At 52.2% G+C, this 12,292-nt stretch carries 13 protein-coding genes; all 13 read left to right on the top strand.

The features are described 5' to 3' along the window. Positions 1-110 precede the first annotated feature (110 nt). The 13 genes from asnC to CWM61_RS25660 all read left to right on the top strand — a co-directional run bounded on the left by asnC (position 111) and on the right by CWM61_RS25660 (position 11,613). Positions 111-569 (top strand): transcriptional regulator AsnC, encoded by a 459-nt coding sequence (asnC, locus tag CWM61_RS25600; RefSeq protein ID WP_002882510.1) that lies wholly within the window; start codon positions 111-113, stop codon positions 567-569. Between the two features lie 98 nt (positions 570-667). Continuing rightward, complete coding sequence (gene mioC, locus CWM61_RS25605) at positions 668-1,108, top strand: FMN-binding protein MioC (RefSeq protein WP_008806716.1); 441 nt, start codon at positions 668-670, stop codon at positions 1,106-1,108. A gap of 381 nt (positions 1,109-1,489) precedes the next feature. Further along, the gene (gene mnmG, locus CWM61_RS25610) at positions 1,490-3,379 is read left to right on the top strand and encodes a tRNA uridine-5-carboxymethylaminomethyl(34) synthesis enzyme MnmG (RefSeq protein WP_061156287.1); all 1,890 of its coding nucleotides are present in this window, start codon (positions 1,490-1,492) and stop codon (positions 3,377-3,379) included. Between the two features lie 116 nt (positions 3,380-3,495). Then, positions 3,496-4,119 carry a 16S rRNA (guanine(527)-N(7))-methyltransferase RsmG gene (gene rsmG, locus CWM61_RS25615; RefSeq protein WP_050887797.1) on the top strand — a complete coding sequence of 208 codons (624 nt, stop codon included), beginning with the start codon at positions 3,496-3,498 and terminating at the stop codon, positions 4,117-4,119. Between the two features lie 616 nt (positions 4,120-4,735). After that, positions 4,736-5,116 (top strand): F0F1 ATP synthase subunit I, encoded by a 381-nt coding sequence (gene atpI / locus CWM61_RS25620; RefSeq protein WP_008806719.1) that lies wholly within the window; start codon positions 4,736-4,738, stop codon positions 5,114-5,116. A 7-nt stretch (positions 5,117-5,123) separates the two neighbouring features. After that, entirely contained in the window at positions 5,124-5,939 is an 816-nt protein-coding gene (gene atpB / locus CWM61_RS25625; RefSeq protein ID WP_016162026.1) for a F0F1 ATP synthase subunit A, read from the top strand. Between the two features lie 48 nt (positions 5,940-5,987). Next, positions 5,988-6,227: a F0F1 ATP synthase subunit C gene (gene atpE, locus CWM61_RS25630; protein WP_000429386.1), complete on the top strand. Its 240-nt coding sequence runs from the start codon at positions 5,988-5,990 to the stop codon at positions 6,225-6,227. 50 nt (positions 6,228-6,277) lie between these two features. Beyond that, positions 6,278-6,748 (top strand): F0F1 ATP synthase subunit B, encoded by a 471-nt coding sequence (gene atpF / locus CWM61_RS25635; protein WP_004107293.1) that lies wholly within the window; start codon positions 6,278-6,280, stop codon positions 6,746-6,748. A 14-nt stretch (positions 6,749-6,762) separates the two neighbouring features. Then, the gene (atpH, locus tag CWM61_RS25640) at positions 6,763-7,296 is read left to right on the top strand and encodes a F0F1 ATP synthase subunit delta (protein ID WP_004202307.1); all 534 of its coding nucleotides are present in this window, start codon (positions 6,763-6,765) and stop codon (positions 7,294-7,296) included. Positions 7,297-7,308: 12 nt separating this feature from the next. Beyond that, positions 7,309-8,850 (top strand): F0F1 ATP synthase subunit alpha, encoded by a 1,542-nt coding sequence (gene atpA / locus CWM61_RS25645; protein ID WP_012543303.1) that lies wholly within the window; start codon positions 7,309-7,311, stop codon positions 8,848-8,850. Between the two features lie 50 nt (positions 8,851-8,900). After that, positions 8,901-9,764 (top strand): F0F1 ATP synthase subunit gamma, encoded by an 864-nt coding sequence (gene atpG, locus CWM61_RS25650; RefSeq protein WP_008806722.1) that lies wholly within the window; start codon positions 8,901-8,903, stop codon positions 9,762-9,764. Between the two features lie 26 nt (positions 9,765-9,790). Next, positions 9,791-11,173 (top strand): F0F1 ATP synthase subunit beta, encoded by a 1,383-nt coding sequence (gene atpD, locus CWM61_RS25655; RefSeq protein WP_008806723.1) that lies wholly within the window; start codon positions 9,791-9,793, stop codon positions 11,171-11,173. A 20-nt stretch (positions 11,174-11,193) separates the two neighbouring features. After that, a complete protein-coding gene (locus CWM61_RS25660; RefSeq protein WP_008806724.1) occupies positions 11,194-11,613 on the top strand; it encodes a F0F1 ATP synthase subunit epsilon in 420 nt (139 codons plus the stop codon). Positions 11,614-12,292 lie beyond the last annotated feature (679 nt).

Genomic DNA, 12,292 nt, shown 5'->3' on the forward strand with positions numbered 1-12,292 from the left:
AAACAGGGCCGCAATACAATAATCAATCAATAAAAAGCCGCATCGACTTTTAATTCATCAAAATATGGCGCTAAAATAGCAAGAACCCTCAAACTTCATAAGAAAAAGATATGGAAAATTATCAGATCGACAATCTGGACCGCGGCATTCTCGATGCTCTGATGGCCAACGCTCGTACCGCCTACGCCGAACTGGCCAAACAGTTCAGCGTCAGCCCAGGCACCATCCACGTACGTGTTGAGAAGATGAAGCAGGCGGGCATCATTACCGGCGCGCGCATTGACGTTAGCCCCAAGCAACTGGGCTATGATGTCGGCTGCTTTATCGGCATTATTCTCAAGAGCGCCAAGGACTACCCTTCCGCCCTTGCTCGCCTGGAAAGCCTGGAGGAGGTCACCGAGGCTTATTACACCACCGGCCACTACAGCATCTTTATTAAGGTGATGTGTAAATCCATCGATGCCCTGCAGCAGGTACTTATCAACAAGATCCAAACAATTGATGAAATTCAGTCCACCGAGACGCTGATCGTGCTGCAGAACCCGATCATGCGTACCATCAAGCCCTGATCGCTTTTTTTAATCCCACATTTTTCCACAGGTAGATCCCAGCTCGCTCACAGCGTACAATACGCCACTCTGAACAGTTGAGCGGGCGATCGGCGATCATGGCAGACATTACACTTATCAGCGGCAGCACCCTGGGCAGTGCGGAATATGTAGCAGAGCATCTGGCGGAAAAGCTGGAAGAAGCCGGCTACAGCACTGAAATCCAGCACGGTCCGCTGGTTGACGATCTGCAGGCGGAAGGGATCTGGTTAGTTATCTCTTCAACGCATGGCGCCGGCGACATTCCCGACAACCTGGTTCCCTTCTATGACGCATTGCTGGAGCAGAAGGCCGATCTTTCCGCCGTGCGCTTTGGCGCCATCGGGATCGGCAGCCGCGAATACGACACCTTCTGCGGCGCGATCGATAAATTAGAAGCAGCATTGAAGGCCAGCGGCGCAAAACAGATCGGCGAAACGCTGAAAATTAACGTACTGGAACATGAAATTCCGGAGGATCCAGCGGAAATCTGGCTGGGATCCTGGAAAAATTTGCTCTGAGAATTGTAAAGATCGTCGGATCTTCTGTGGATAACCATGCTTAAAAGCTTGGATCAACCGGTAGTTATCCAAAGAATAACCGTCGTATGGTTTTTGTGCTGTGTATAACCCTTCATTTTGATCCCAGCTTATACGGACCAGGATCACCGATCATTCACAGATAGTGATCCTTCTTAAGCATTTGATCTTACTTCGCGGATCCGACTTATCCACAAAGAGAGTCGATCCTAATAAGAGATCACAATAGAACAGATCTCTATATAAAGATCTTCTTTTTAATACTCAGGATCCCGGAGTCTTTCTCAAAAGAGCAAAGCCGAGTAGAATCCACGGCCCGGGCTTCAATCCATTTTCAAACCGCGTTATGCGAGGCAGATCACCATGTTTTATCAGGATCCTTTTGACGTCATTATCATTGGCGGGGGTCATGCAGGCACTGAGGCCGCGATGGCCGCAGCGCGAATGGGCCAACAAACCCTGCTTTTGACACACAATATCGACACGCTGGGGCAGATGAGCTGCAACCCGGCGATTGGCGGCATTGGGAAAGGACACCTGGTAAAAGAAGTGGACGCACTTGGCGGGTTGATGGCAACCGCAATCGATCAGGCGGGTATTCAGTTTAGGATACTAAACGCCAGCAAAGGGCCCGCGGTACGTGCCACTCGTGCCCAGGCAGACCGCGTGCTGTATCGTCAGGCGGTACGCACCGCGCTGGAGAACCAGCCGAACCTGATGATCTTCCAGCAGGCGGTGGAAGATCTGATTGTGGAAAACGATCGCGTCGTGGGTGCCGTCACTCAGATGGGCCTCAAATTCCGCGCTAAAGCGGTGGTGTTGACCGTCGGGACCTTCCTCGATGGCAAAATTCATATTGGTCTGGACAACTACAGCGGCGGCCGTGCCGGCGATCCGCCGTCAATCCCGCTGTCTCGTCGTCTGCGTGAGCTGCCGCTGCGTGTAAGTCGTCTGAAAACAGGTACCCCGCCACGTATTGACGCCCGCACCATCGATTTCAGCGTGCTGGCGCAACAGCACGGCGATAACCCAATGCCGGTCTTCTCGTTCATGGGATCCGCGGATCAGCATCCGCGCCAGGTGCCGTGCTATATCACCCATACCAACGAGAAAACCCATGACGTGATCCGCAATAACCTCGATCGCAGCCCAATGTACGCCGGAGTGATCGAAGGGATCGGGCCACGCTATTGCCCGTCGATCGAAGACAAAGTCATGCGCTTTGCCGATCGCAATCAGCATCAGATCTTCCTTGAACCGGAAGGCCTGACCTCAAACGAAATTTATCCGAACGGTATCTCCACCAGCCTGCCGTTTGATGTGCAAATGCAAATCGTCCGCTCAATGCAGGGGATGGAGAACGCGCGGATCGTCCGTCCTGGCTACGCCATTGAGTACGATTTCTTCGACCCACGCGATCTGAAGCCAACACTCGAGAGCAAATTCATTCAGGGTCTGTTCTTTGCCGGACAGATCAACGGTACCACCGGTTATGAAGAAGCCGCTGCTCAGGGTCTGCTGGCCGGTCTTAACGCCGCCCGCTTCTCTGCGGAAAAAGAGGGCTGGGCGCCACGTCGCGATCAGGCTTATCTCGGCGTGCTGGTGGATGACCTGTGCACCCTGGGTACCAAAGAACCGTACCGCATGTTTACCTCCCGTGCCGAATATCGTCTGATGCTGCGCGAAGATAACGCCGACCTGCGCCTGACCGAACAGGGGCGCGAACTGGGTCTGGTGGACGATGAACGCTGGGCGCGGTACAACGAGAAGCTGGAAAGCATTGAACGTGAACGCCAGCGTCTGAAATCGACCTGGGTGAACCCGCAGGCAGAGAGCGCTGCCGAAGTGAACGCTCACTTGACCGCGCCGTTGTCACGTGAAGCGAGTGGTGAAGATCTGCTGCGTCGTCCAGAAATGACCTACGAACAGCTGGTACAGCTGTCGCCGTTCGCGCCAGGCCTGCAGGATCAACAAGCGGCCGAGCAGGTAGAGATCCAGGTGAAGTATGAGGGTTATATCGCGCGCCAGCAGGATGAGATCGAGAAACAGCAGCGTAACGAGAATACCGTGCTGCCGGCGACGCTCGATTACCGCCAGGTCACCGGGCTGTCTAACGAAGTGATCGCCAAACTGAACGACCATAAGCCGTCGTCGATAGGGCAGGCGTCACGTATTTCCGGGATCACGCCGGCGGCGATCTCTATTTTGCTGGTCTGGCTGAAAAAGCAGGGGATGCTGCGCCGCAGCGCCTGATTGCGGCCACCTGCCAGCGCTGATTTCGCAGTTGCATAATCAGCGTTCGCCTTTATCATTCATAGCCCGGTAAGCGTTAGCGCCTCCGGGCTCATTATTTTTTGAAGGTACTGACCGTGCTCAACAAACTTTCTCGTCTGCTGGATGAAGCGGGTATTTCGCTCACCGATCACCAGAAAAACCAGCTGGTGGCCTACGTCGGGCTGCTCGATAAGTGGAACAAAGCCTATAATCTGACTTCCGTTCGCGATCCGAATGAGATGCTGGTGCGTCATATCCTCGACAGCATCATCGTGGCGCCTTATCTGCAGGGTTCGCGCTTTATCGATGTCGGGACCGGACCGGGGCTCCCTGGCATTCCACTGGCCATCGTGCGTCCGGAGTCGCATTTCACCCTGCTGGACAGTCTTGGCAAGCGCGTGCGCTTCCTGCGTCAGGTGCAGCATGAACTGAATCTGGAGAACATTACTCCGGTGCAAAGTCGCGTGGAAGCCTTCCCTGCCGAACCGCCATTTGATGGGGTCATCAGTCGCGCCTTCGCGTCGCTCAATGATATGGTGAGCTGGTGCCATCATCTGCCGGCGGCGAACGGTCACTTCTATGCGCTCAAAGGGTTAGCGCAAAAAGAAGAAATGGAAAATCTGCCGGAAGGGTATGCCATTGCCGAGGTGATTGAGCTGCATGTTCCTCAGCTGGAAGGGGAGCGGCACCTGGTGGTGATCACGCCAAAATCGCGTTAGTTTTTATCAAAAAATGTGGAAAAAATGTGGCCTGCGGATGTTACAAAAATAAAGGTCACCTTCCGATATTATCGGGCTGCATTTAACCATGTTTTTACTATGGCTTTTCTTGCAGTTAACTTAGCGTAAGTGATTCACTGACAAAATAGTCAACTTTGAAAATATCAGGGTGCTAAAAATCGACACGGATAAACAGCATAGTGATGTTAAATTTTTATTATAAATGTCAATAAAAGGTTTTTATTGTATGTGGGGTTGTTTTAGATAATGTCCTCACTTTTTATCTTGAATATCAAAAGCATGAAAAATAGTGTTTTATGTCCTTGATTCATTAAAGGGCACGTGAAATGTTTATTATGTGATCTAATGCACGCTTTAATTGCCGTGTTTACTCACTATTTGCAGTTTTGTATGACCGCTCACAGAACGCTGAAATGCACGGAAAGTTGTCCGTTGGAAAATAATTAAACATTTATTCACTATTTTGCTACTTATTGTTTGAATTCACGGGGCGTCACCGTATAATTTGTCCGCTTTTTGATGCTTGACTCTTCGTCTTAAAGGACGTTTTATACGACACGCGACATACCTCAAAGGGAGCAGGAGTAAAAACGTGATGTCAGTGTCGCTCTTGAGTCGAAACGTTGCTCGCAAGCTTCTGTTTATTCAGTTACTGGCAGTAATAGCAAGTGGACTGCTGTTCAGCCTCAAAGACCCCTTCTGGGGCATTTCCGCAGTATGCGGCGGTTTGGCAGTGGTTTTGCCAAACCTGATGTTTATGATTTTTGCCTGGCGTCATCAGGCGCATACACCAGCAAAAGGCCGTGTGGCCTGGACCTTCGCCTTCGGTGAAGCCTTCAAGGTGTTGCTGACCTTCGCCCTTCTGGCGATGGCGCTGGCTGTTTTAAAAGTGGTATTTATGCCGCTGATCGTGACGTGGGTTTTGGTGCTGGTGGTACAAGTTCTGGCGCCAGCTGTAATTAACAACAAAGGGTAAAGGCATCATGGCTTCAGAAAATATGACGCCGCAGGATTACATAGGACACCATCTGAACAACCTTCAGCTGGACCTACGTACATTCTCGCTGGTGGATCCGCACAACCACACAGCCACCTTCTGGACGCTCAACATTGACTCCATGTTTTTCTCGGTGGTTCTCGGTCTGCTGTTCCTTGCCATGTTCCGTAGCGTTGCTAAGAAAGCGACCAGCGGCGTACCAGGGAAATTCCAAACCTTCATCGAAATGATCATCGGCTTCGTCCATGGCAGCGTCAAAGACATGTACCATGGCAAGAGCAAGGTTATCGCGCCACTGGCGCTGACCGTGTTCGTCTGGGTCTTCCTGATGAACCTGATGGACCTCTTGCCTATCGATTTCTTACCTTGGATCGGTGAGCACATACTCGGCCTGCCTGCACTGCGCGTGGTTCCGTCTGCCGACGTGAACATCACCCTGTCGATGGCGCTTGGCGTGTTCATCCTGATCATTTTCTACAGCATCAAAATGAAAGGCGTAGGTGGGTTCGTTAAAGAACTGACCATGCAGCCGTTCAATCACTGGGCGTTCATTCCTGTCAACTTAATCCTTGAAGGGGTAAGCCTGCTGTCCAAACCGGTTTCTCTTGGTCTGCGACTGTTCGGCAACATGTATGCCGGTGAGCTGATTTTCATTCTGATTGCTGGTCTGTTGCCGTGGTGGTCACAGTGGATCCTGAATGTGCCTTGGGCCATTTTCCACATCCTGATTATTACGCTGCAAGCCTTCATCTTCATGGTTCTGACGATTGTCTATCTGTCGATGGCGTCCGAAGAGCATTGATTTTTACCAACACTACTACGTTTTAACTGAAACAAACTGGAGACTGTCATGGAAAACCTGAATATGGATCTGCTGTACATGGCTGCCGCTGTGATGATGGGTCTGGCGGCAATCGGTGCTGCGATCGGTATCGGCATCCTCGGAGGTAAATTCCTGGAAGGCGCAGCGCGTCAACCGGATCTGATTCCTCTGCTGCGTACTCAGTTCTTTATCGTTATGGGTCTGGTGGATGCTATCCCGATGATCGCTGTAGGTCTGGGTCTGTACGTGATGTTCGCCGTCGCGTAGTAAGTTGTTAGAAACCTAAGCCACAGAGTTAATTAAAGAGGTATTGTGCTGTGAACATGAACGCAACAATCCTCGGCCAGGCCATCGCGTTTGTTATCTTCGTATGGTTCTGCATGAAGTACGTATGGCCGCCTTTAATGGCTGCCATCGAAAAACGCCAGAAAGAGATTTCTGACGGTTTAGCTTCTGCAGAACGCGCTAAGAAAGATTTGGACCTTGCACAGGCCAACGCGACCGACCAGCTGAAAAAAGCGAAAGCGGAAGCCCAGGTAATCATTGAGCAGGCGAACAAGCGTCGCTCTCAGATTCTGGACGAAGCTAAAGCTGAAGCAGAACAGGAACGCACCAAAATCGTTGCACAAGCGCAGGCTGAAATTGATGCTGAGCGTAAACGTGCACGTGAGGAGCTGCGTAAGCAGGTCGCTATCCTGGCTGTTGCTGGCGCCGAGAAGATCATCGAACGTTCCGTGGATGAAGCTGCTAACAGCGACATCGTGGATAAACTTGTCGCTGAACTGTAAGGAGGGAGGGGCTGATGTCTGAATTTGTAACGGTAGCTCGCCCCTACGCCAAAGCAGCTTTTGACTTTGCCGTCGAACACAACAGTGTTGAACGCTGGCAGGATATGCTGGCGTTTGCCGCCGAAGTGACCAAAAACGACCAAATGGCAGAGCTTCTCTCCGGTGCTTTGGCGCCGGAAACGCTCTCAGAAGCGTTTATCGCTATCTGCGGTGAGCAACTCGACGAAAACGGCCAGAACCTGATTAAGGTGATGGCGGAAAACAATCGTCTGAAAGTGCTCCCGGACGTTCTTGAGCAATTCATTCACCTGCGTGCGGCCAGTGAGGCCATCGCAGAGGTAGAAGTAATATCTGCCAACCAACTGAGTGATGAACAGCTTGCCAGGATCGTCAGCGCGATGGAAAAACGTCTGTCACGCAAAGTTAAGCTGAATTGCAAAATCGATAAGTCTGTTATGGCAGGTATTATCATCCGTGCGGGTGATATGGTCATTGATGGTAGCGTACGCGGCCGTCTTGATCGCCTTGCAGACGTCTTGCAGTCTTAAGGGGACTGGAGCATGCAACTGAATTCCACCGAAATCAGCGAACTGATCAAGCAGCGCATTGCTCAGTTCAATGTTGTGAGCGAAGCTCATAACGAAGGTACTATTGTTTCTGTAAGTGACGGTGTTATCCGCATCCACGGCCTTGCCGAATGTATGCAGGGTGAGATGATCTCCCTGCCGGGTAACCGTTACGCTATCGCATTGAACCTGGAGCGCGACTCCGTTGGTGCCGTGGTGATGGGTCCGTATGCTGACCTCGCCGAAGGCATGAAGGTTAAATGTACTGGCCGTATCCTGGAAGTTCCGGTTGGCCGCGGCCTGCTGGGCCGTGTGGTTAACACCCTGGGCGCGCCAATTGATGGTAAAGGTCCGCTGGAAAACGACGGTTTCTCCGCCGTAGAAGCGATCGCACCGGGCGTAATCGAACGTCAGTCCGTCGATCAGCCGGTACAGACCGGTTATAAATCCGTTGACGCCATGATCCCAATCGGTCGTGGTCAGCGTGAACTGATCATCGGCGACCGTCAGACCGGTAAAACTGCGCTGGCTATCGATGCCATCATCAACCAGCGTGATTCCGGTATCAAGTGCGTCTATGTTGCTATCGGCCAGAAAGCGTCCACCATCTCTAACGTGGTGCGTAAACTGGAAGAGCACGGCGCGCTGGCTAACACCATCGTGGTGGTAGCGACTGCATCCGAATCTGCTGCACTGCAATACCTGGCGCCATACGCTGGTTGCGCAATGGGCGAATACTTCCGCGACCGCGGCGAAGATGCGCTGATCATTTACGATGACCTGTCTAAACAGGCTGTTGCTTATCGTCAGATCTCCCTGCTGCTCCGTCGTCCGCCAGGACGTGAAGCCTTCCCGGGCGACGTATTCTACCTCCACTCTCGTCTGCTGGAGCGTGCTGCGCGTGTTAACGCCGAATACGTTGAAGCTTTCACCAAAGGTGAAGTGAAAGGGAAAACCGGTTCTCTGACTGCGCTGCCGATTATCGAAACGCAGGCGGGCGACGTTTCCGCATTCGTTCCGACCAACGTAATCTCCATTACCGATGGTCAGATCTTCCTGGAAACCAACCTGTTTAACGCCGGTATTCGTCCTGCGGTTAACCCGGGTATCTCCGTATCCCGTGTTGGTGGTGCAGCGCAGACCAAGATCATGAAGAAACTGTCCGGTGGTATCCGTACCGCACTGGCGCAGTATCGTGAACTGGCAGCGTTCTCCCAGTTTGCATCCGACCTTGACGATGCAACCCGCAAACAGCTGGACCACGGTCAGAAAGTGACCGAACTGCTGAAACAGAAACAGTATGCGCCGATGTCCGTTGCGCAGCAGTCTCTGGTTCTGTTCGCAGCAGAACGTGGTTACCTGGCTGATGTAGAACTGGCGAAAATCGGTAGCTTCGAAGCCGCTCTGCTGGCTTACGTCGACCGTGATCACGCTCCGCTGATGCAAGAGATTAACCAGTCCGGTGGCTATAACGACGAAATCGAAGGCAAGCTGAAAGGCATCCTCGATTCCTTCAAAGCAACCCAGTCCTGGTAACGTCTGGCGGTCTGTCTTAGGGCAGGCCGCAAGGCATTGAGGAGAAGCTCATGGCCGGCGCAAAAGAGATACGTAGTAAGATCGCAAGCGTCCAGAACACGCAAAAGATCACTAAAGCGATGGAGATGGTCGCCGCTTCCAAAATGCGTAAATCGCAGGAGCGCATGGCGGCCAGCCGTCCTTACGCAGATACTATGCGCAAAGTGATTGGTCACCTTGCGAACGGTAATCTGGAATATAAGCACCCTTACCTGGAAGAACGCGACGTTAAGCGCGTGGGCTACCTGGTGGTGTCGACCGACCGTGGTCTGTGCGGCGGCTTGAACATTAACCTGTTCAAGAAACTGCTGGCGGAAATGAAAGCATGGTCCGATAAAGGCGTTCAGTGCGACCTCGCAATGATCGGCTCTAAAGGCGTCTCTTTCTTTAACGCCGTTGGCGGTAACGTGGTTGCACAGGTGACTGGTATGGGGGATAACCCCTCCCTGTCCGAACTGATCGGCCCGGTAAAAGTGATGTTGCAGGCCTATGATGAAGGCCGTCTGGACAAGCTGTACGTTGTCAGCAACAAATTTATTAACACCATGTCTCAGGTTCCGACGATCACTCAACTGCTGCCGTTACCGGCATCAGAAGACGCTGATCTGAAACGTAAATCCTGGGATTACCTGTACGAACCCGATCCGAAAGCGCTGCTGGATACCCTCCTGCGTCGTTATGTCGAATCTCAGGTCTATCAGGGCGTGGTAGAAAACCTGGCCAGCGAGCAGGCCGCACGTATGGTGGCGATGAAAGCCGCGACCGACAATGGCGGCAGCCTGATTAAAGAGCTGCAGTTGGTATACAACAAAGCTCGACAGGCCAGCATTACTCAGGAACTCACCGAGATCGTCGGTGGTGCATCCGCGGTATAACCAGGTTAATTCGTAGAGGATTCAAGATGGCTACTGGAAAAATTGTCCAGGTAATCGGCGCCGTAGTTGACGTCGAATTCCCTCAGGATGCCGTACCGCGCGTGTACGAAGCTCTTGAGGTGCAGAATGGTAAAGAAGTTCTGGTGCTGGAAGTTCAGCAGCAGCTCGGCGGCGGTATCGTTCGTACCATCGCCATGGGTTCTTCCGATGGTCTTCGCCGCGGTCTGGAAGTAAAAGACCTCGAGCACCCAATCGAAGTCCCGGTAGGTAAAGCAACACTGGGTCGTATCATGAACGTACTGGGTCAGCCGGTCGACATGAAAGGCGATATCGGTGAAGAAGAGCGTTGGGCTATCCACCGTGCAGCACCTTCCTATGAAGAGCTGTCCAGCTCTCAGGAACTGCTGGAAACCGGTATCAAAGTTATCGACCTGATGTGTCCGTTCGCGAAGGGCGGTAAAGTTGGTCTGTTCGGTGGTGCGGGTGTAGGTAAAACCGTAAACATGATGGAGCTGATCCGTAACATCGCGATCGAGCACTCCGGTTACTCTGTGTTTGCGGGCGTCGGTGAGCGTACTCGTGAGGGTAACGACTTCTACCACGAAATGACCGACTCCAACGTTATCGATAAAGTATCCCTGGTTTACGGCCAGATGAACGAGCCGCCGGGAAACCGTCTGCGCGTTGCACTGACCGGCCTGACCATGGCTGAGAAATTCCGTGACGAAGGTCGTGACGTTCTGCTGTTCGTCGATAACATCTATCGTTACACCCTGGCCGGTACTGAAGTATCCGCACTGCTGGGTCGTATGCCTTCAGCGGTAGGTTATCAGCCGACTCTGGCGGAAGAGATGGGCGTTCTGCAGGAACGTATCACCTCCACCAAAACCGGTTCTATCACCTCCGTACAGGCGGTATACGTACCGGCGGATGACTTAACTGACCCATCCCCAGCCACTACCTTTGCTCACTTAGATGCAACCGTAGTACTGAGCCGTCAGATCGCTTCCCTGGGTATCTACCCGGCCGTTGACCCGCTGGACTCCACCAGCCGTCAGCTGGATCCGCTGGTTGTTGGTCAGGAACACTACGACACCGCGCGTGGCGTTCAGTCCATCCTGCAGCGTTATCAGGAACTGAAAGACATCATCGCCATCCTCGGTATGGACGAACTGTCTGAAGAAGACAAACTGGTGGTAGCTCGCGCACGTAAGATCCAGCGCTTCCTGTCCCAGCCGTTCTTCGTAGCAGAAGTCTTTACCGGTTCTCCGGGCAAATACGTGGCGCTGAAAGACACTATCCGTGGCTTTAAAGGCATCATGGAAGGCGAATACGATCACCTGCCAGAGCAGGCGTTCTACATGGTCGGTTCCATCGACGAAGCCGTGGAAAAAGCCAAAAAACTTTAACGCCTTAATCGGAGGGTGATATGGCAATGACTTACCACCTGGACGTCGTCAGCGCAGAGTTACAAATGTTCTCTGGTCTGGTCGAAAAAATCCAGGTAACGGGTAGCGAAGGTGAACTGGGTATTTACCCGGGACACGCGCCGCTGCTCACCGCCATTAAGCCTGGTATGATTCGCATCGTTAAACAGCACGGTCATGAAGAGTTTATCTATCTGTCTGGCGGCATTCTTGAAGTGCAGCCTGGCAGCGTGACCGTTCTGGCGGATACCGCAATTCGCGGTCAGGACCTCGACGAAGCGCGAGCGCTGGAAGCGAAACGCAAAGCCGAAGAGCACATTAAGAGCTCCCACGGCGATGTGGATTACGCTCAGGCGTCTGCGGAACTGGCCAAAGCGATCGCTAAACTGCGCGTTATCGAGTTGACCAAAAAAGCGATGTAACACCGGCTTGAACGTAAAAAGCCAGTCTGGTTTCCAGGCTGGCTTTTTTTATGGCCAGCGGCTGGCGAGCGGGTAAAGTGAAAACAGGATCCACCCTTAATTGTTATTGATTAGTTAAATGATGAGGCGTAGACTCTATTTTGTGATGTATGTCACATAAAAGAACGTTATCAAACTGCACCTGCGTCAGGAAATCATCATGAAACTGTTCCATAAAATCATCGCCAAATTCAGCGTACTGAGCTTCTAAGCCACGCGCTATTCCCCGGCTTGCACGACGTATCGCCCATCAAAACGACAACACTGGCGATGTGAAACCGGTAAATGAAGGTCACCTGACGGTGGCCTTTTGTATTTTATTGATGCCACCAATCACTTCAGCTCTCCTCTGCCTGCGGCTGATTTCCACTCAGTCGGCTCATATCCTGTTGATCTCCGCCAATAGGGCCGCGCTCTGCCGCTTTATTCAGGTGGCGAAAAAACAGCAAAAGCAGTGAGATAGTCAATGATTACCCTCCCCACCCTCCTTTTTCAGCGTTAAACTGATTTGCAGTGGTCAAAAATAGCGTCATAAAATGGTGTATAACCGCGAGCCTGGACGTTTTCTCCACGTCTCGTTTTATGATGAAAAATATGTAGAAATTTCAACGTGAAAGGCTTTTACTTTCCGTTCTAACTA

The sequence above is a fragment of the Klebsiella sp. K-Nf6 genome (genome assembly GCF_002806655.1).
GTDB lineage: Bacteria > Pseudomonadota > Gammaproteobacteria > Enterobacterales > Enterobacteriaceae > Klebsiella > Klebsiella variicola.